This window comes from Streptomyces sp. AK010 (assembly GCF_014207295.1).
GTDB classification, from domain to species: domain Bacteria; phylum Actinomycetota; class Actinomycetes; order Streptomycetales; family Streptomycetaceae; genus Streptomyces; species Streptomyces massasporeus.
The window spans coordinates 46,772-66,561 of the sequence record NZ_JACHCX010000027.1; the positions used below are offsets into that span (position 1 = coordinate 46,772).

16 protein-coding genes are annotated in these 19,790 nt (G+C 71.1%); 6 read left to right on the plus strand and 10 right to left on the minus strand.

Going from position 1 to position 19,790, the window contains the following annotated elements; translation table 11 throughout:
* Nucleotides 1–128 precede the first annotated feature (128 nt).
* Nucleotides 129–2,165, minus strand: a complete 2,037-nt coding sequence (locus HDC93_RS34135; RefSeq protein WP_185014694.1) for a serine/threonine-protein kinase — start codon at nucleotides 2,163–2,165, stop codon at nucleotides 129–131.
* Nucleotides 2,166–2,336: 171 nt separating this feature from the next.
* On the opposite strand from HDC93_RS34135, the gene HDC93_RS34140 reads away from it, so the two are divergent.
* On the plus strand, nucleotides 2,337–3,380 hold the full coding sequence (locus tag HDC93_RS34140) for a serine hydrolase (protein ID WP_185014695.1): 1,044 nt from the start codon (nucleotides 2,337–2,339) through the stop codon (nucleotides 3,378–3,380).
* A 244-nt stretch (nucleotides 3,381–3,624) separates the two neighbouring features.
* Here HDC93_RS34140 and HDC93_RS34145 read toward each other — a convergent pair whose 3' ends face one another.
* Nucleotides 3,625–5,331 (minus strand): glycerol-3-phosphate dehydrogenase/oxidase, encoded by a 1,707-nt coding sequence (locus tag HDC93_RS34145; RefSeq protein WP_185014696.1) that lies wholly within the window; start codon nucleotides 5,329–5,331, stop codon nucleotides 3,625–3,627.
* Nucleotides 5,332–5,602: 271 nt separating this feature from the next.
* Here HDC93_RS34145 and HDC93_RS34150 point away from each other — a divergent pair, with 271 nt between their 5' ends.
* Complete coding sequence (locus tag HDC93_RS34150) at nucleotides 5,603–6,811, plus strand: nucleotide sugar dehydrogenase (RefSeq protein ID WP_185014697.1); 1,209 nt, start codon at nucleotides 5,603–5,605, stop codon at nucleotides 6,809–6,811.
* Nucleotides 6,812–7,457: 646 nt separating this feature from the next.
* On the opposite strand, the gene HDC93_RS34155 is transcribed toward HDC93_RS34150, so the two are convergent.
* From HDC93_RS34155 to HDC93_RS34170, 4 genes are all read right to left on the minus strand, one after another.
* Nucleotides 7,458–8,582: a GuaB3 family IMP dehydrogenase-related protein gene (locus HDC93_RS34155; RefSeq protein ID WP_185014698.1), complete on the minus strand. Its 1,125-nt coding sequence runs from the start codon at nucleotides 8,580–8,582 to the stop codon at nucleotides 7,458–7,460.
* A gap of 104 nt (nucleotides 8,583–8,686) precedes the next feature.
* Nucleotides 8,687–10,192 (minus strand): IMP dehydrogenase, encoded by a 1,506-nt coding sequence (gene guaB, locus HDC93_RS34160; RefSeq protein ID WP_185014699.1) that lies wholly within the window; start codon nucleotides 10,190–10,192, stop codon nucleotides 8,687–8,689.
* A gap of 153 nt (nucleotides 10,193–10,345) precedes the next feature.
* Nucleotides 10,346–10,933 (minus strand): sigma-70 family RNA polymerase sigma factor, encoded by a 588-nt coding sequence (locus HDC93_RS34165; protein ID WP_185014700.1) that lies wholly within the window; start codon nucleotides 10,931–10,933, stop codon nucleotides 10,346–10,348.
* A 459-nt stretch (nucleotides 10,934–11,392) separates the two neighbouring features.
* The gene (locus tag HDC93_RS34170) at nucleotides 11,393–12,004 is read right to left on the minus strand and encodes a response regulator transcription factor (RefSeq protein WP_003948568.1); all 612 of its coding nucleotides are present in this window, start codon (nucleotides 12,002–12,004) and stop codon (nucleotides 11,393–11,395) included.
* Nucleotides 12,005–12,384: 380 nt separating this feature from the next.
* On the opposite strand from HDC93_RS34170, the gene HDC93_RS34175 reads away from it, so the two are divergent.
* Nucleotides 12,385–12,714 carry a WhiB family transcriptional regulator gene (locus tag HDC93_RS34175; RefSeq protein WP_185014701.1) on the plus strand — a complete coding sequence of 110 codons (330 nt, stop codon included), beginning with the start codon at nucleotides 12,385–12,387 and terminating at the stop codon, nucleotides 12,712–12,714.
* Between the two features lie 62 nt (nucleotides 12,715–12,776).
* Here the strand turns inward: HDC93_RS34175 and HDC93_RS34180 are convergent, their stop codons facing one another.
* The gene (locus tag HDC93_RS34180; RefSeq protein ID WP_097219350.1) at nucleotides 12,777–13,676 is read right to left on the minus strand and encodes a LysR family transcriptional regulator; all 900 of its coding nucleotides are present in this window, start codon (nucleotides 13,674–13,676) and stop codon (nucleotides 12,777–12,779) included.
* A gap of 81 nt (nucleotides 13,677–13,757) precedes the next feature.
* On the opposite strand from HDC93_RS34180, the gene HDC93_RS34185 reads away from it, so the two are divergent.
* From HDC93_RS34185 to HDC93_RS34195, 3 genes are all read left to right on the plus strand, one after another.
* Nucleotides 13,758–14,426 (plus strand): MOSC domain-containing protein, encoded by a 669-nt coding sequence (locus HDC93_RS34185; RefSeq protein ID WP_185014702.1) that lies wholly within the window; start codon nucleotides 13,758–13,760, stop codon nucleotides 14,424–14,426.
* A gap of 93 nt (nucleotides 14,427–14,519) precedes the next feature.
* The gene (locus tag HDC93_RS34190) at nucleotides 14,520–15,293 is read left to right on the plus strand and encodes an SDR family oxidoreductase (protein WP_185014703.1); all 774 of its coding nucleotides are present in this window, start codon (nucleotides 14,520–14,522) and stop codon (nucleotides 15,291–15,293) included.
* 111 nt (nucleotides 15,294–15,404) lie between these two features.
* Nucleotides 15,405–16,112, plus strand: a complete 708-nt coding sequence (locus HDC93_RS34195) for an ester cyclase (RefSeq protein ID WP_185014704.1) — start codon at nucleotides 15,405–15,407, stop codon at nucleotides 16,110–16,112.
* A 223-nt stretch (nucleotides 16,113–16,335) separates the two neighbouring features.
* On the opposite strand, the gene HDC93_RS34200 is transcribed toward HDC93_RS34195, so the two are convergent.
* From HDC93_RS34200 to groES, 3 genes are all read right to left on the minus strand, one after another.
* Nucleotides 16,336–17,382: a hypothetical protein gene (locus HDC93_RS34200; protein ID WP_185014705.1), complete on the minus strand. Its 1,047-nt coding sequence runs from the start codon at nucleotides 17,380–17,382 to the stop codon at nucleotides 16,336–16,338.
* A gap of 140 nt (nucleotides 17,383–17,522) precedes the next feature.
* On the minus strand, nucleotides 17,523–19,148 hold the full coding sequence (gene groL / locus HDC93_RS34205; protein WP_185014706.1) for a chaperonin GroEL: 1,626 nt from the start codon (nucleotides 19,146–19,148) through the stop codon (nucleotides 17,523–17,525).
* A gap of 121 nt (nucleotides 19,149–19,269) precedes the next feature.
* A complete protein-coding gene (gene groES / locus HDC93_RS34210; protein WP_003974211.1) occupies nucleotides 19,270–19,578 on the minus strand; it encodes a co-chaperone GroES in 309 nt (102 codons plus the stop codon).
* Nucleotides 19,579–19,790 lie beyond the last annotated feature (212 nt).

Genomic DNA, 19,790 nt, shown 5'->3' on the forward strand with positions numbered 1-19,790 from the left:
GTCACATCCGTTCGCCCCGCGGTCCGTTTCGGCTGCGCACGGTCCGCAAACATTTACGATACGTGCCGCAGGCAACCCGCAATGCGGGGATGCCAGATCTCACTCCCCAATCCCGGGGCGCCCCATGCTCAGGACTTGGGTTCGAAGGTCTGCGTGAGCGTCCGCCACGTCTCCTTGCGCAAGTCGCCGCCCCAGCCTGCCGCCTTGGCCGTGTACATCAGCGCGTACCCGTACGTGCCGTCGACCACGAAACCCCGGTCGATGGTGCGGTACTTGGTGCCGCCGTCCGTGTAGGTGAACTCCCAGTCAGCGGTGTTCCAGCCGCGGTAGTCGACCTTCTCTATACGGATCTTCCTGTACTGCGAGCGCACCATGTAGCGCTCCTGGTTCCTCCAGTCCGCGACCGGGTCGCCCTTGGGCGTGGACGTCCAGGCGACGAGCAGCTTCTGCCCGTCGGGCCCGGTGAAGCGGTCGCCCGCCGTGGCCGTGGACTGGTACTTCCAGCCCTTGGGCAGACCGATCGAGTACCCCTGGTTCCCCTGGTGAGTCGACTCCGCCGCGGTGCCCTTCCCGCCGCCGGACCCGCCCTCGTCCGAGGAACCGCCCGACTGGCCGGTGGGTGTGCTGTTCGAGGCGGGCCCGGACGGGGCGGCGCCGTCGGTGCGCGTGCCGTCGCTCTCGTCGCCCTTGGTGTCGGCGCCGTCCGACGCCGTGGCGACGGACTTCCCGCCGCCTTCGCCGGAGGCGCCCTTCGAGCCCTTGTCGTCACCGCTGAGCGCGATGGCGAGCACGGTGCCGATCACGGCGAGCGCCACGATCACCGCGATGATCATCAGGGTCCGGCGCGGCACCACGTCGGTGAGCGGCGCCCGGGGCACGGACCTCGGCGGCAGGTCCGGCGGCGGCACCACGGGCCATCCCGAACTCCGCCCCCCGGAGGCCGTCTTCGTCTCCGCCGCACCACGCTCACCGGCGGCGTCCGCCCCCGAGCCCGGCTTCACCGGCGACGCACCCGCGGTCCCGCTCCGGTCGGCGCCACTGTCCGACGCGGAGGAGGCCGTGCCGGCCGACCCGGAAGAGGCCTCGGCGGCACCGGACTTGGTCGACGCGGCGGCGCCCGCGGCGGCCGATCCCGAGGCGGCCTTGCGCACGGAGCGCAGCGCCCCGCGCAACCGCTCCCCGGCCTCCTCGCCGCGCTTGCCGCCGGACCCCGACGAACCCCCCTTGCGCGAGGACCTGTCGGGCTGCGCCGGCAACGGCACGACCTTCGTGGCGTCCATCGGGCGCGGCTCGGGGGTCTCGGGCGCGTGCAGAACCGAATTCAGCATCGCCCGGGCACCCGCGTCGTCGAGCCGCTGTGCGGGGTCCTTGGTGAGCAGCCCGTGGATGACGTCCTTCAGCGGACCCGCGTTCTTCGGCTCCTCCAGCGGCTCGGTCATCACCGCCGTGAGAGTCGCTATGGCCGACCCCTTGTCGTACGGCGGCGCGCCTTCCACCGCCGCGTACAGCAGCCCGCCGAGGGACCACAGGTCGGCCGCCGGTCCCGGCTTGTGCCCGCGCGCCCGCTCCGGGGAGATGTAGGAGGGCGCGCCGACGAGCATGCCGGTCGAGGTGATGGACGGGTCGCCCTCGACCTGGGCGATGCCGAAGTCGGTGAGCACGACCCGGCCGTCGTCGGAGATCAGGACGTTCGACGGCTTCACGTCACGGTGCAGGATGCCCTCGCGGTGGGCGGACCGCAGCACGTCGAGGACGGCGAGCCCGACCTCGGCGGCACGCTTGGGCTCGAGCAGGCCGTCCTCCCGGATGACCTCGGCGAGCGACTTGCCCTCGACGAGTTCCATCACGATCCAGGGCCGGTCGTCCTCCTGGACGACGTCGAAGACCGTCACGGCGCTGTTGTTGCGGATCCGCGCGATGGCCTTGGCCTCGCGCAGCGTCCGCGTGATCAGCCGCCGCTTCTCCTCCTGGTCGATGTTCGTCGGGAACCGCAGCTCCTTGACGGCGACCGTCCGACCCAGCATCTCGTCCTCGGCGCGCCACACCGTGCCCATGCCCCCGCGGCCGAGCACCTTGCCCAGCCGGTAACGCCCCGCGAGGAGACGCTCCCTGGTGTCCTGACGAGTGTCCTGACGAGATGTGCCCGCCCGCTCCGCCTCCGACATGCGTCCCCTCATACAACCCGCCCTGACAGAGCCTCCATTGTCTCTCACCCGACAAGTGCCCGGCGCCCAGGGGCCCCCTGGCGCGCCCCGGCGGTCCCGGCCCCCGGACACCCGGGTGCGGCGCGGCCCGCGCGGCCTTGCATGATGGGCCCTGACCAGGGAGGAGTCCGCATGCGGCCGTTTCGGACATTGCTGGCGCTGCCCGCAGCCGCCGCGCTCCTCGCTCTGCCCCCGGCCGACTCGTCGGCCCTCTCGATGCCGCCGGTCGACGCGGTGCTGCCGCTCCTGGTGACGCAGGGCAGGGCCCCGGCCGCGGCCCTGCTCGCCCAGGAGGGCACCACCACCCGCTATGCCGCCGATGGACCGGGAATCGCCCGGTCGGACCACTTCCGTGCCGGAAGCATCACGAAGACGTTCATCGCGACGGTCGTGCTGCAACTGGCCGCCGCGCACCGGCTGTCGCTGGCCGACACGGTGGAGCAGCACCTGCCGGGCCTGGTGCGAGGAGCCGGCAACGACGGCCGCGCGCTGACCCTGCGCTCCCTGCTCACCCACACCAGCGGCCTGCCCGACTTCACCACGGACACCGACGGAGCCGCCCCCGTCACACCCCGTCAGGCCCTGAACATCGCTCTCACCCACCCCCCGGCCGAACGCGGCCACTTCTCCTACTCGAACACCAACTACGTCCTGCTCGGCCTGGTCATCGAGCAGGTCACCGGCCACTCGTACGCCACGGAGGCCGAGCGCCGCATCATCACTCCCCTGCGTCTGACGGGCACCTCCTTCCCCGGATCCCGATCCACGCTGCCCTCACCGCACGGCCGCGCCTACACCGCCGACGGAACCGACGTCACCGCACTCGACCCGCGGGTGGCCGGAGCCGCGGGCGAGTTGGTGTCCACGCTCGCCGACCTCGACCGCTTCTACGCGGCCCTGCTCGGCGGCCGGCTGCTGCCCCCGCACTGGCTGCGCGAGATGCTCGACACCCGTGCCGCACACGGCGCGTACGGCATGGGGCTGTTCCCCGAGAAACTTCCGTGCGGCACGCGGGTGTGGGGGCACAACGGGCACATATCCGGCAGCTACGTGCGCACCGCGGCCACCGTCGACGGCCGTCGGGTCCTCACCTTCCGCGTGAACACGGACGCGATCGCAGATCCCGGCCTCGAACCCGCGATGCTCGCGGCCGAGTTCTGCCCCCGCACCTCGTAGAACGACCCACACCCGAACGAAGATCCCGCCCCCCGACACTCGTTCGGGTGACATCCGGCAGAATCCGGGACCCAGCAGACCCCCGAACCAGCAGAACCCCGGACCAGCAGAACGCCGAACCAGCAGAACCCCGGAACACGCAGAACCCGGCGACCCGACAGGGCCCGGCGACCCGACAGGGCCCACCAGGCCCCTGCCAAGCCCTCCGAAGCCCACCCAAAGCCCCTGCCGCGCCACTGCCCGACTACAACGGCACGATGTCCGGCGCCCCCAGCCGCGCCGCGTCCGCCGTCAGGTCGTCCGGCTGCCGCTGCGACTCCCGCTCGGCCTCCACCCGCTTCTGGTAGTGCTCGACCTCGCGCTCGATCTGGCCCTTGTCCCAGCCGAGCACCGACGCCATCAGCTGCGCGGCGTCGCGTGCGCTGCGGGCGCCCCGGTCGAAGGTCTCGATCGAGATGCGCGTCCGCCGGGTCAGCACGTCGTCCAGATGCCGCGCCCCCTCGTGGGAGGCCGCGTACACGATCTCGGCGCGCAGATAGTCGTCGGCCGCCGCCAGGGGCTCGCCCAGCGACGGGTCCTCGGCGATGAGGTCGAGGAGCTCCTCGGTCAACGCCCCGTAGCGGTTCAGCAGGTGCTCGACCCGCACCACGTGGAGCCCGGTCCGGGCGGCGATCCGCGCCCGCGCGTTCCACAGCGCCCGGTAGCCCTCGGCGCCCAGCAGCGGCACGTCCTCGGTGACGCACTCGGCGACCCGCATGTCGAGCCCGTGCACCGCCGCGTCCACCGCGTCCTTGGCCATGACCCGGTACGTCGTGTACTTGCCGCCCGCCACGACGACCAGCCCGGGCACCGGATGCGCCACGGTGTGCTCGCGGGACAGCTTGCTGGTCGCGTCGGACTCACCCGCGAGCAGCGGCCTCAGGCCCGCGTACACGCCCTGGACGTCGTCCCTGGTGAGGGGCACCGCCAGCACCGAGTTCACATGGTCCAGCAGGTAGTCGATGTCCGCGCTGGACGCGGCGGGGTGGGCCTTGTCCAGGTCCCAGTCGGTGTCCGTGGTGCCGACGATCCAGTGCCGGCCCCAGGGGATGACGAACAGCACGGACTTCTCCGTGCGCAGGATCAGCCCGGTCGTGGAGTGGATGCGGTCGCGCGGCACGACCAGGTGGATGCCCTTGGACGCACGGACGTGGAACTGGCCGCGCTCCCCGACCATCGCCTGGGTGTCGTCCGTCCACACGCCGGTCGCGTTGACGACCTGCTTGGCACGGATCTCGTACTCACCGCCCGCCTCGACGTCCTGCACCCGGGCACCGACGACCCGCTCGCCCTCGCGCAGGAAGCCCGTCACCCTCGCCCGGTTGGCGGCCTTCGCGCCGTACGCCACCGCCGTACGCACCAGGTTCATCACATATCGGGCGTCGTCCATCTGTGCGTCGTAGTACTGCAACGCCCCGACCAGGGCGTCCTTCTTCAAGCAGGGGGCCACGCGCAGGGCGTGAGAGCGCGTCAGGTGGCGGTGCATCGGCAGGCCCCGGCCGTGACCGCGGGCCATGGACATGGCGTCGTACAAGGCGACGCCCGAACCGGCGTACAGCCGCTCCCAGCCCTTGTGCTGCAACGGATACAGGAACGGCACGGGCTTCACCAGATGCGGGGCGAGCCGCTCCAGCAGCAGGCCGCGCTCCTTCAGGGCCTCGCGGACGAGCGCGAAGTCGAGCATCTCCAGATAGCGCAGGCCGCCATGGATGAGCTTGCTGGACCGGCTGGAGGTGCCGGACGCCCAGTCACGCGCCTCGACCAGACCTGTGGACAGGCCCCGAGTCACGGCGTCGAGCGCGGTGCCCGCACCGACCACGCCTGCACCCACGACCAGCACGTCCAGCTCGCGCTCGGCCATAGATGCGAGTGACTCGGCGCGCTGCGCCGGTCCGAGTGTCGCTGTCCTCACCACTGCCTCCCGCTCATCGGTCGCGCGGGCCGCACCCGTCGGGTGAGACCCCGCCCGTATCCCCCTGCCCAGATTCTGACCGGGTTGCCCGACTTCAGCCACCACGGACCCTCAGCCTGTGGACAACGCTCACGGAACACTCACCGAAACTCGGCCAGCCAATCCCGCATATCGGTCATATTTACTCCTAGTCTGACATTGCGCTCGCCCGTCCTGTCCACAGGGCTTGCGCACCTGTTCCACTTCGGCTATCGGGAAGGACGGCCACGCCATGCCCGCAGATCTCGCCGTCATCGGACTCGGCGCGTACGGCCTGCCCCTGGCCCAGGCCGCCGTCGGTGCAGGCATCTCCACCCTCGGCTACCGGACCGGACCCGAGGCGGGCTCGCTCAGCCCCGCCGAACTGCGCCGGATGCTCTCGGGGGGCTTCCGGCCGACCACCGACCCGGCCGAGCTCGGCAGGGTGCGCACCGCGGTCATCTGCGCGCCGACCCCGCGGGGCGCGGACGGCGGGCTCGACCTGAGCCAGCTCGAGGCGGCCGCCCGTACCCTGGCCGCCCACCTGCGCCCGCACACCACGGTGATCCTGGAGTCACCTGTGTACCCGGGGACCACGGAGGAATTCCTGCGTCCGCTCCTGGAAGAGGGCTCCGGGCTGCGCGCGGGCCGCGACTTCCACCTCGCGTACTCCCCCAGCCGCGTCGACCCCGGCAACCGGGACGTCACGCCGGCGACCACGCCCAAGGTCATCGGCGGCCTCACCCCGGCCTGCACCGAGTCGGCCGCCGCGTTCCACGGGCGGCTGACCGACAAGGTGGTACGCGCGCGTGGACCCCGCGAAGCGGAGACCGTGCAGCTGCTGGAGACCAACTACCGGCACGTGAACATCGCCCTCGTCAACGAGATGGCCGTCCTCTGCAACGACCTGGGCGTCGACCTGTGGGACGTCATCCGCTGCGCGGAGACCAAGCCGTTCGGCTTCCAGGCCTTCCGCCCGGGCCCCGGTGTCGGCGGCCACTCCGTCCCCCAGGACCTGACCGCCGGAGGCGGCCGCGGCCTGCGCATGGTGGAACTGGCCCAGGAGGTCAACAACCGCATGCCGGGCTACGTCGTCCAGCGCGCCGCCACGCTCCTCAACGAACACGGCAAGTCGGCACGGGGCGCCCGCGTGCTCCTCCTCGGCGTCACCTACAAGCCCGACCTCGCAGACCTCCAGGGCACCCCGGCCCGCGAGATCGCGCTGCGCCTGAGGGAGCTGGGCGCGGCGGTCAGCTACCACGACCCGTACGTCCCGTCCTGGAGCGTGCACGACCACCCGGTCCCGCGCGCTGACTCCCTCTACGAGGCGGCAGCCGACGCGGACCTGACCATCCTGCTCCAGCAGCACCGCACGTACGACCTCCAGGGCCTGTCGGTGAAGGCGCAGCTGCTGCTCGACACGCGCGGGGCGGCGCCCACAGGGGCGGCGCATCGGTTGTGAGAGAAGGCGCACGGGGTGCGTGAGCCCAGGCGACTGGTGGCATGAGGCACGCGGCGCGGGTACCTTACGGACACGGGTGGAGCCCACCGCAGTGGCCACTGCGGCAGGCTCCTGGATGGGTCACGGAGTGTCCGCCCCTGGTTCTTTTGGGGGCGGCCGCTCACCCATCCGAAACAAGGCGGAGCCCGCCGCAGCGGTCACTGCGGCAGGCTCCTGGACGGATCACGGAGTGTCCGCCCCTATTCCTCTTGGGGGCGGCCGCTCACCATCCGAAAACCCGCAAGATCCACCTCCTCCGGCACTGCACCGTCCGAAGACGGAGTCGGTCCCAGCGCGTGGGCTTGCGGTGACGTCCCATCGGCGCCCCCTTCCACGACGCCGCCCATTGACCCGGTAGACGGCACGTCGGAATTCGGTCCGGGCCCCGAGGGCGGGGTCCGGACCGTGTCCTTGGAAGGGGGCACCCAGAAGAACCTGGGCGCCGATCAAGGACACCAGTGCCTCGAAACCACCCTCAACGGGGCCGAACGACCCGAAAGCACCCGTGCGCCCTCCAACGGCAACCCACGCCTTCACGCCCACCTGGGCATGCGAAGGGGCCCAGCCACTCCCCCGAGTGACCAGGCCCTTCTCAAGCTGAAGCGGACTACCGCCGGTGCTGCGAGTCCGCCACCGTCACCTCGACGCGCTGGAACTCCTTCAGCTCGCTGTAGCCGGTCGTGGCCATGGCGCGGCGCAGGGCACCGAAGAGGTTCATGGAGCCGTCAGGGGTGTGGGACGGGCCGGTGAGGATCTCCTCGATGGTCCCGACCGTGCCGAGGTCGACCTTCTTGCCGCGCGGCAGCTCCTCGTTCACGGCCTCCATGCCCCAGTGGTGCCCCTTGCCCGGACCGTCGGTCGCGCGCGCCAGCGGGGAGCCCATCATGACCGCGTCGGCGCCGCAGGCGATCGCCTTGGGCAGGTCGCCGGACCAGCCGACACCGCCGTCCGCGATCACGTGCACGTACCGGCCGCCGGACTCGTCCATGTAGTCACGGCGGGCGGCGGCCACGTCCGCGACCGCCGTGGCCATCGGGACCTGGATGCCGAGGACGTTGCGCGTGGTGTGCGCCGCGCCGCCGCCGAAGCCGACCAGCACGCCGGCCGCGCCGGTGCGCATCAGGTGCAGGGCCGCCGTGTACGTGGCGCAGCCGCCGACGATCACCGGGACGTCCAGCTCGTAGATGAACTGCTTCAGGTTCAGCGGCTCGGACGCCCCGGAGACGTGCTCCGCCGAGACCGTCGTACCGCGGATGACGAAGATGTCCACGCCCGCGTCCACGACGGCCTTGGAGAACTGGGCGGTGCGCTGCGGGGAGAGCGCGGCGGCGGTGACGACGCCGGAGTCGCGCACCTCCTTGATGCGCTGCCCGATCAGCTCCTCCTTGATGGGGGCCGCGTAGATCTCCTGCAGACGGCGGGTCGCGGTCTGCGAGTCCAGCCCGGCGATCTCGTCGAGCAGCGGCTGCGGGTCCTCGTGGCGCGTCCACAGGCCCTCGAGGTTCAGCACGCCGAGGCCGCCGAGCTCGCCGATCCGGATGGCGGTGGCCGGGGAGACGACCGAGTCCATGGGGGCGGCCAGGAACGGCAGCTCGAAGCGGTAGGCGTCGATCTGCCAGGCGATCGAGACCTCCTTCGGGTCCCGCGTACGGCGGCTGGGGACGACGGCGATGTCGTCGAAGGCGTACGCCCGGCGGCCGCGCTTGCCGCGCCCGATCTCGATCTCAGTCACGTCTGTGGCCTTTCCCTGATGCGTTGCAGCGTCTTCCAGTATCGCCGACGGGCACGACGAGGGCGGCCCCGGATGCCCAGGGCCGCCCTCGGAAGGCCGGGCCGCTACTTGCTGCGGCTGTAGTTCGGCGCCTCGACCGTCATCTGGATGTCGTGCGGGTGGCTCTCCTTGAGGCCCGCGGAGGTGATCCGGACGAAGCGGCCCTTGGTCTCCATCTCGTCGATGGAGGCGGCGCCCACGTACCCCATGGTCTGGCGCAGACCGCCGACGAGCTGGTGCAGCACGTTGGCCAGCGGGCCGCGGTAGGGCACCTGGCCCTCGATGCCCTCGGGCACGAGCTTGTCGTCGGAGCCGACCTCGGCCTGGAAGTAGCGGTCCTTGGAGTACGACTTGGCCTGGCCGCGGGACTGCATCGCGCCGAGCGAGCCCATGCCGCGGTACGACTTGAACTGCTTTCCGTTGATGAACTGCAGCTCACCCGGGGACTCCTCACAGCCCGCGAGGAGGCTGCCGAGCATCACCGCGTCGGCACCGGCGGCCAGCGCCTTGCCGATGTCGCCGGAGTACTGCAGGCCACCGTCGCCGATCAGCGGAATGCCCGCCGGACGGGCCGCGAGGGACGCCTCGTAGATGGCCGTGACCTGCGGGACGCCGATGCCGGCGACCACGCGGGTGGTGCAGATCGAGCCGGGGCCCACGCCCACCTTGATGCCGTCGACGCCGGCGTCGATCAGCGCCTGGGCGCCGTCACGCGTGGCGACGTTTCCGCCGATCACGTCGACGCCCACACTCGACTTGATCTTCGCCATCCAGCCGAGGGCGTTGCTGTTGTGGCCGTGCGAGGTGTCGACGACCAGGAAGTCCACACCGGCACCGGCGAGCGCCTGGGCGCGCTCCAGCGCCTCGGGGCTGGCGCCCACGGCCGCACCGACGAGCAGCCGGCCCTCGGAGTCCTTCGCCGCGTTGGGATACTGCTCGGCCTTGACGAAGTCCTTGACCGTGATGAGGCCCTTGAGGACACCCGCGTCGTCGACCAGCGGAAGCTTCTCGATCTTGTGGCGGCGCAGCAGCTCCATGGCGTCGGCGCCGGAGATGCCGACCTTGCCGGTGACCAGCGGCATCGGTGTCATGACCTCGCGCACCTGACGGGTGCGGTCGGTCTCGAAGGCCATGTCGCGGTTGGTGACGATGCCGAGCAGCTTCTTGCTGCCGTCGGTGACCGGGACGCCGCTGATGCGGAACTTGGCGCACAGGGCGTCGGCCTCGGCCAGCGTCGCGTCGGGGTGCACCGTGATCGGGTCGGTGACCATGCCGGACTCGGAGCGCTTCACCAGGTCGACCTGGTTGACCTGGTCCTCGATGGACAGGTTGCGGTGCAGCACGCCGACGCCGCCCTGGCGGGCCATCGCGATCGCCATGCGGGACTCGGTCACCTTGTCCATCGCCGCGGAGAGCAGCGGGATGTTGACCCGGACGTTGCGGGAGATGCGGGACGAGGTGTCGACCGCGTTGGGGAGCACCTCGGATGCACCCGGAAGCAGCAGCACGTCGTCGTAGGTCAGCCCGAGTGTCGCGAATTTACCGGGCACTCCGTCGACGTTGGCAGTCATGACACCTTCCCCAAATGGCCTTGATCGGTGCGGATGTCCATGCTAACGGGAAGCGCGGCTGTCTCATTCCACGGTTCCGCCCCGCTCCGGGCTTCGTATCTTCGTACGGAAGCGGCGCACCGCCTGTTCAACTGAGGGGTTCTTCAAGCAGGGCTACTGCTCGGCCAGCGCCCGCAGCCGGCTCAGCGCCCTGTGCTGAGCCACCCGGACCGCACCGGGTGACATTCCCAACATCTGGCCGGTCTCCTCGGCCGTGAGCCCCACCGCGATGCGCAGCAGCAGCAGTTCCCGCTGGTTCTCGGGGAGGTTGGCCAGGAGTTTCTTGGCCCATTCCGCGTCGCTGCTGAGCAGGGCGCGCTCCTCCGGACCGAGGGAGTCGTCCGGGCGCTCGGGCATCTCGTCGGAGGGGACGGCCGTCGAACCGGGGTGCCGCATCGCCGCGCGCTGCAGGTCGGCGACCTTGTGCGCGGCAATGGCGAAGACGAACGCCTCGAAGGGACGCCCGGTGTCCCGGTAGCGGGGCAGTGCGAGAAGCACGGCCACGCAGACCTCCTGCGCGAGGTCCTCCACGAAGTGCCGCGCGTCGCCCGGAAGACGGGACAGACGGGTGCGGCAGTAGCGCAGGGCCAGGGGGTGGACATGGGCGAGCAGGTCGTGCGTCGCCTGCTCGTCCCCGTCGACGGCGCGGTGGACGAGCGCCCCGATCGGGCCCTGGGCATGGGCCGCCTCGTCGTCGCGCATCGGTCCATGGTGCCTTGCGGCCGCAGGGTCCGCGGCACCGCTCCCGTTGTTGTGCACTGAAGCGTTATGAGCAGGTGCGCCGGCACTCATCCCCTGCGCCCTCCCCTTCCGCTCGACCGACTCGTCCCCGAGGAACTCCACACCCTCAAGGATGCGGCATCCGCGGCGAAACGAGCAGCGGGCCTCCCGCGGACCCCCGGCCCACCCGCGCCCACCTGGCGTTCCCTGCTCTCACCACGACCGCTGGGACCTGCCGTTCGGATCATCCCGGAGACCTCGGCCCTCGCCCGGACCCTCCCGGGCCCTCGGCCGCGCCCGGGCGGGAGCGGCTCCCTGCCGGCGTCGCCGTCGGCTCCGGTCCGCGCGAGTACGGCTCGCGCGGGGGCATCCGCGTGCCCCCGCTCTCCGACCCTCGCCGGAGGCCGCGCGTCGAAGCCGACCCGATCCGAAGGACAGGCCCTAGCGCACCAGACCCCACCGGAAGCCGAGCGCCACGGCGTGGGCCCGGTCCGAGGCGCCCAGCTTCTTGAACAGGCGCCGGGCGTGCGTCTTGACGGTGTCCTCGGAGAGGAACAGCTCGCGGCCGATCTCGGCGTTCGAGCGGCCGTGGCTCATGCCTTCGAGGACCTGGATCTCACGCGCCGTGAGCGTGGGCGCCGCGCCCATCTCGGCCGAACGCAGCCGGCGCGGGGCGAGCCGCCAGGTCGGGTCGGCCAGGGCCTGGGTCACCGTCGCGCGCAGTTCCGCGCGGGAGGCGTCCTTGTGCAGATAGCCGCGGGCACCGGCGGCGACCGCGAGGGCCACGCCGTCCAGGTCCTCGGCGACGGTGAGCATGATGATGCGCGCACCGGGGTCGGCGGACAGCAGCCGCCGGACCGTCTCGACGCCGCCCAGTCCGGGCATGCGTACGTCCATCAGAATCAGGTCCGAGCGGTCGGCCCCCCAGCGGCGGAGGACTTCCTCGCCGTTGGCCGCCGTCGTCACGCGCTCTACGCCGGGCACGGTCGCGACCGCACGACGGAGCGCCTCTCGGGCAAGCGGGGAGTCGTCGCAGACGAGGACGGATGTCATGACCGCCCTCCGCAGCTGATGCACGTCACCTTGAGCCTCCAGGCTGGTACGAAATCGTCACCTGTGCGGTTGACCGCTTCGGACACTTGCCCGAGCGCTTGTTCCTTCAACCGCCTCGCACTCTCAACGACGGTCACTCGAAAGAGTTACGGGGGTGGCTGCCACCTTCGGCACTCTACGTGAGGGGGCGGACACGGTGCCGATATGCGCAGCAGACCCTCGAACTTTCATCACAACCTATGCCCCATTCAGACCCATTTCTTCCGCTTTGCCAGTGTCTGGAGCTAGATTCGCAATGAGTCATATTTTCATCTCCTTAGATCGTAGTTGTACGGTCGTAGACACCGGATCCGCCCAGAACGGCTACAAGGGGTCACGCAATGGCAGATTTCTCCCGCCTTCCCGGACCGAACGCGGACCTGTGGGACTGGCAGCTGCTGGCCGCCTGTCGCGGGGTGGACAGCTCGCTGTTCTTCCATCCGGAGGGCGAGCGCGGTGCGGCGAGGAGCGCTCGTGAGAACTCGGCCAAAGAGGTCTGCATGAGGTGCCCGGTACGCGCGGAGTGCGCTGCCCACGCCCTGGCGGTGCGTGAGCCGTACGGCGTGTGGGGCGGGCTGACCGAGGACGAGCGCGAAGAGCTGATGGGGCGGGCGCGCAACCGTCTGGTGTCGGCGTCGGCATCGGGCGGGCGCACCGCCTCGAACAACTGAAGGAACGTTTCTCCGAACGGGCACGCGCACGCGTGCCGTTGGTTTTTGACGCGGGTGGGCCGCTACTGCCGACGGGCGGCCCGGGCCAGCTGATCGAGCGTCGCGGCCACCGCCGGGACCTGCGCGAGGTCGGGCAGCGTGAGCGCGACGATCTCCCGCCGCACCGCCGGCTCGAGCCGCACGGTGCGCACCCCCCGGGGCCGTACCGACTCGACGGCCAGCTGGGGCAGCACGGCCACGCCCAGGCCGGCGCCGACCAGGCCGACCACCGCCGGATAGTCGTCGGTGGCGAAGTCGATGCGCGGGGTGAAGCCGGCCGCCGCGCACACCTCGATCAGCTGTCCGCGGCAGCGGGGGCAGCCCGCGATCCACGGCTCCCCGGTGAGCTCGCCGATGTCGACGGACTCCGCGCCCGCGAGCCGGTGCCGCTCCGGCACGAGCGCGACGAGCCGGTCCGACAGCAGCGGCCGTACGACGAGGTCGTCCCACTCCTCCGCGCCCGCCGCCCCCTCGTAGCGGAAGGCGAGCGCCACGTCGCAGTCGCCCTCGCGCAGCAGGCCCACGGAGGCGGGCGGCTCGGCCTCCTCCAGGGAGACGCGGGTGCCGGGGTGCGCCGCGCGCAGCGCGGCGAGGGCCGTGGGGACGAGGGTGGAGCTGCCGCTGGGGAAGGAGACGAGCCGGACCCGGCCCGCGCGCAGCCCGGCGATGGCGGCGACCTCCTCCTCCGCGGCCGTGAGCCCGGCGAGGATCCCGGAGGCGTGCCGCACCAGGGCCTCGCCGGCCTGGGTCAGGCGCATCTCGCGTCCCGTGCGGATCAGCAGCGGTGTGCCGACGGAGGTTTCCAGGGCCTTCATCTGCTGGCTGACGGCGGGCTGGGTGCAGCCCAGCTCGCGGCCCGCGGCGGAGAAGGAGCCGGTGGTCGCGACGGCGCGCAGGACGCGGAGATGACGAGCTTCGATCACCCTTCGAGGATAAGCGACCCTTTGAAGGCGATGCGAATAATGCGTCGACGCTTTGGGGTGTGGTCGCTTACCGTGCGGTGCATGAAGCTTCTGTCTGTGAATCTGGGCCGTGCCGAGGTCGCCCCGTACGCGGACGCCCCCGGGGGCGTGACCGGGATCGACAAGCGGCCGGTGGACGGGCCGGTGCGGGTGTCCGCGCCCGGGCCCAAGGGGATCGGCGGGAGCGGGCTGGCCGGCGACGCGGTGTGCAAGCTGGAGCACCACGGCGGCGACGACCAGGCGGTGTACGCCATGGCCCGCGAGGACATGGACGAGTGGGAGCGCGAGCTGGGCCGGACGCTGGCCGACGGCGCGTTCGGCGAGAACCTCACGACCAGCGGACTGGACGTGTCCGGTGCCCTGATCGGCGAGCGCTGGCGGGTCGGGCCCGAGGTGGTGCTGGAGGTGACCTCCGGGCGGATCCCGTGCCGCACGTTCCAGGGCCACCTGGACGAGAAGGGCTGGGTGAAGCGGTTCACGCAGCGAGGGGCGCCGGGGGCGTACCTGCGGGTGATCGTGCCCGGGGACATCCGCGCGGGCGATGCCGTCGAGATCGTGCACCGGCCCGGCCACGACGTGACCGTGGCCCTGCAGTTCCGGGCGGTGACGACCGAGCGGACGCTGCTGCCGCGGCTGCTGGCCGCGGGCGAGGCCCTGCACCCGGAGTTGCTGCGCACGGCGCGGGAGTACAAGGGGAAGTACGGGGCCTGACGCCGCTCACCACGCCTGTCTCCACCGACCCTTCACCACGGACGGCCCCACGGGGAAGCGGATGCACCCAGTCCAGGTCACTAACCTTCTGCCATGACAACGGCTCTGATTACGGGATCGACGGCAGGCATCGGAGCGGCGTTCGCGCGGCGACTGGCGGCGGACGGGCACAACCTGGTGCTGGTGGCCCGCGACACCAAGCGGCTGAGGGAACAGGCGACCGAGCTGCACGACCGGCACGGCATCGAGGCGGAGGTGCTGACGGCCGACCTGGCCGAGGACAAGGGGATCGAGGCGGTGGCCGGACGCCTCGGCGACCGCAAGAACTCCGTCGACCTCCTGATCAACAACGCCGGATTCGGCAACAAGGGCCGCTACCTGGACGTCTCCATGGCCGACGAGCTGCGGATGCTGAAGGTGCACTGCGAGGCGGTACTGCGGCTGACGTCGGCGGCGACCGAGGCGATGCGTGAGCGGGGCCGGGGCGGCGTGGTCAACGTCGCGTCGGTGGCCGCCTTCGTCCCCCGGGGAACCTACGGCGCCTCCAAGGCCTGGGTCGTGCAGTTCACCCAGGGCGCGGCGCGCGACCTGGCCGGCAGCGGCGTACGGCTGATGGCGCTCTGCCCGGGGTTCGTGCGCACCGAGTTCCACGACCGGGCCGGGATGGGCACCGACAACATCCCGGGCTGGATGTGGCTCGACGCGGACAAGCTGGTGGCGGCGGCGCTGCACGATCTGGCGCGCGGCAAGACGCTGTCCATCCCGGACCCGCGCTACAAGGCGCTGATGGGGGCGGCGAAGCTGGTGCCGCGGGGCATGCTGGGGGCGGTGTCCTCCAGGACGGGGCGGAAGTACGGGCCGCAGTAGGCGCGCGTCGGCCGGCTCCTCTTCCTCCGCCATGAGCCGGGAGGCACCCGGGCTTCCCCCCTGGGACAATGAAACTGTTCAGCCGGACCCAGGGGGGCCGGAGGCGAGGCCATGACCTTCGTACAGCTCATCGAATGCAGGACCAGCCGGCTCGACGAGATGAACCGGCTGATGGACCGGTGGGTCGAGCAGACCAAGGGGAAGCGGACCGCGTCGCACAGTGTGGTGGCGAAGGACCGGGCCGACTCCTCCCACATCGTGGAGATCGTGGAGTTCCCCTCGTACGAGGAGGCGATGCGCAACTCCGGGCTGCCGGAGACCGACCGGATCTTCCAGGACATGGTGGCGCTCTGCGAGGAGACGCCGACCTTCACGGACCTGGACGTGGTGCGGGACGAGCAGTTGTACGCGGCCACCGCGCGCAGGTTCTTCGAGCTCGCACCGGGCCAGGGGAACGCGCCGCCGTTCAACGACGTGTTCATCGAGGACTACCACGACCACGATCCCGCCAATGTGCAGGACGTCATCGGGCTGGACGCGGTCCGGCGCGAGGTGGAGGTGTGGCGGGGCGGGTTCGACTTCTCGTTCACCATCGAGGACCAGATGGCGCAGGGCGACCGGGTCTGCACCCGGTGGACGTTCCACGGGCGCCACACCGGCGACTTCCTCGGGATCGAGCCGACCGGTCAGGAGGTCACCATGACCGGGACGACCGTCCACCGCTGCACGCCGGACGGGAGGATCGCCGAGGGCTGGTGGCAGTACGACCGGCTGGGGCTGATGCAGCAGCTGGGCGCGTTGGAGCCCACGGAGCTCTGACTCCGCAGCCGGCGGGCGAGGGGCTCACGAGGGGGGCGGCCAGCCGGCCGTCTGCCGGCTAGTGCCGCGGCAGGCAACGTTTGCCCGTCAAGGAGCGGCGTCCGGTGCGTGCTCTCGGCGTGCCGGGTGCATGCCCTCGTACGGGATGTACTTGGGTTTGTGCCCGGTGCGGCGAGAGTGCGTGCCGGGCGTCGCGACGGGGCGAACGTTGCCTGCCGCGGCACTAGTCGCCGCCTCCTCCGCCCCCGCCGTCCCCACCGCCTCCGTCGCCCCCGCCTGCGTCCCCTCCGTCTCCGCCGTCACTGCCCCAGCCGTCACCGCCGCCGGGTTCGTTGTCGTCGCGGCCCCTGCCGAGGTTGCTGAACCAGGGGTGGCCCCAGGTGTCGTCGTCCGTGGTCCGGCGGGAGTGCACGGCACGGAACCTGGCCAGGCCCGTCGTGTCGCCGAGACCGAAGGACACGGCGACCGCGTGTGCCATGACGGCGTCCAGCGGGTCGGGGCTCTCGTGGCGCACGTCGGCCAGTGGCAGCAGCACCGAGCCGGGCGGGGGCCCGGGCCACTGTGAGGGGCGGGTCAGCAGCGCGACCCGTCGGCCGTCGCGCAGCAGACACGAGCCCTCCGCGGTCTCGCGGCGCAGGGTCCAGCACCGGTCGGGCAGGCGTATCTCCACGCTGCTCTTGGACTTGCGGAACTTCTTCCGCAGGATCAGCCGGGCGCCGACGTCCCCGACGGTCATGACCAGTCCACTGCCCGGAACCGTCGAGTCCCCATGGAAACCGTAGGGGGCCCGCAGGCGCACGGCGGGAGCGCCCGGGCCCCAGACGTCCACGCGGACCAGGCGCCGGTCCACTGCGACGGCGACCGGCCCGGCGGGCCCCGGCGCATACCGCCGTGCGATCCACAGCGGCACGCCCTCCTCCCTGGCTCGTGCGGCGAGTGCGGCCACCTGGTCCGCTCCGCCGCTCCTGCGCACGGCGAGTTCGCCGAGCGCCCGGGCGAAGTCGGCGGTGCGGCGCACCTTCAGGGGCGTGGTGGTGCCGGTCACGCGGGTGACCGGGATGCTGCCCGGGCCCTGCACGAGCGATGCGAGAGGGCGTTCGGCACCGCCGCCGCCCAGCCAGTGTCCGCGCAGACAGGCCTCGGCCATGGCGACGAGGTTCAGCTCGTCCAGCGGTGTGGTCCGGCCGCCCCTGCGCAGCCGGTCCTCGGTGAGTTCCACGGTGCGCGCCAGCGGATTCCGGGACCGTTCCTGATAGAGCGCCTGGCTCATCGCACCCCCCTTCTGTTCCGGTGTCCAGGAGGCCCACGACCGCCGCCTCGGTTCCCTGACCGGTGGAGAGGAACGGTGAGGGCCCGGCACCCCGTTTCCGGGGTGCCGGGCCCTCACTCAGGCTCTGGCGACCTTGGTCGTCAGTGGGCGTGGCCGTGGCCGTGGCCCGCGGCGGCCGGCTCTTCCTCTTCCTTCTTCTCGACGACCAGGGTCTCGGTCGTGAGGAGGAGGGAGGCGATGGAGGCAGCGTTCTCCAGGGCGGAGCGGGTGACCTTCACCGGGTCGATGACGCCGGCCTTGACCAGGTCGCCGTACTCGCCGGTGGCGGCGTTGAAGCCCTGGCCCTTGTCGAGCTCGGCGACCTTGGAGGTGATGACGTAGCCCTCCAGGCCGGCGTTCTCGGCGATCCAGCGCAGCGGCTCGACGGCGGCCTTGCGGACGACCGCGACACCGGTGGCCTCGTCGCCGGTCTTGCCGAGGTTGCCCTCGAGGACCTTGACGGCGTGGACGAGCGCGGAGCCACCACCGGAGACGATGCCCTCCTCGACCGCGGCGCGGGTCGCGGAGATGGCGTCCTCCAGACGGTGCTTGCGCTCCTTCAGCTCGACCTCGGTGGCGGCACCGACGCGGATGACGCACACGCCGCCGGCCAGCTTCGCGAGACGCTCCTGGAGCTTCTCGCGGTCCCAGTCGGAGTCCGTGTTCTCGATCTCGGCCTTGATCTGGGCGACGCGGCCCTGCACGTCGTCCTTGTTGCCGGCGCCGTCGACGACCGTGGTGTCGTCCTTGGTGACGGTGACGCGGCGGGCGGAGCCGAGGACGTCCAGACCGACCTGGTCGAGCTTGAGGCCGACCTCCTCGGAGACGACCGTGGCGCCGGTGAGGATCGCCAGGTCCTGCAGCATCGCCTTACGGCGGTCGCCGAAGCCGGGGGCCTTCACGGCCACGGCGTTGAACGTGCCGCGGATCTTGTTCACGACGAGGGTCGACAGGGCTTCGCCCTCGACGTCCTCGGCGATGATCAGCAGCGGCTTGGAGGCGTTCGACTGGATGACCTTCTCCAGCAGCGGCAGGAGGTCCGCGATGGCGGAGATCTTGCCCTGCGTGATGAGGATGTACGGGTCGTCCAGGACGGCTTCCATGCGCTCCTGGTCCGTCACGAAGTACGGCGACAGGTAACCCTTGTCGAAGGCCATGCCCTCGGTGAAGTCCAGCTCCAGACCGAAGGTGTTGGACTCCTCGACGGTGATGACACCGTCCTTGCCGACCTTGTCCATGGCCTCGGCGATGAGCTCGCCGACCTGCGTGTCCTGGGCGGACAGACCGGCGACGGCGGCGATGTCGGACTTCTCGTCGATCGGCCGGGCGGTCGCGAGGAGCTCCTCGGAGACCGCGGCGACGGCGGCGTCGATGCCCTTCTTCAGGGCGGCCGGGGAGGCACCGGCGGCGACGTTCTTCAGGCCCTCGCGCACGAGCGCCTGGGCGAGCACGGTCGCGGTGGTCGTACCGTCACCCGCGATGTCGTTGGTCTTGGTCGCCACCTCCTTGACCAGCTGGGCACCGAGGTTCTCGTACGGGTCCTCGACCTCGACCTCGCGGGCGATGGTCACACCGTCGTTGGTGATGGTGGGAGCGCCGAACTTCTTGTCGATGACGACGTTGCGGCCCTTGGGGCCGATCGTCACCTTGACCGTGTCGGCAAGCTTGTTGACGCCGCGCTCGAGGGCGCGACGGGCGTCCTCGTCGAACTTCAGGATCTTCGCCATGGGAGCGGTTCAGCCCTCTCGGAAAACGTGGGTGAAACGAACCGCGCCCCCGACGCCCGGCTTCATACGGTCGCGGGGGCCAGGGGCGCAGTCCACTGCAATGCTGGTAATGCCGGGTGAATTACTTCTCGACGATCGCGAGCACGTCGCGGGCCGAGAGGACGAGGTACTCCTCGCCGTTGTACTTCACCTCGGTGCCGCCGTACTTGCTGTAGAGCACGACGTCGCCGACGGAGACGTCGAGCGGAAGACGGTTGCCGTCCTCGAAGCGGCCCGGGCCCACGGCCAGGACGACGCCCTCCTGGGGCTTCTCCTTGGCGGTGTCCGGGATGACCAGGCCAGAGGCGGTGGTCTGCTCGGCGTCGAGCGGCTGGACCACAATGCGGTCCTCGAGCGGCTTGATGGCAACCTTGGAGCTGGTGGTCGTCACGATCCGACCTCCCCCTTCGGAGATCTCACGGGGTTAACTGTCTGAGGTGGCGACCAGGTGGATCCGTCGTCGCGGGTGCCGGACCTGCCCGTCGCTGTGTTGGCACTCTCCTAGGAGGAGTGCCAGAGCCGAGACTATGACTGCGATTAGCACTCGGTCAAGCGGACTGCTAATTGCCGACGGCGCGTCGGCCGGGTGCTCACTCCAGCCGG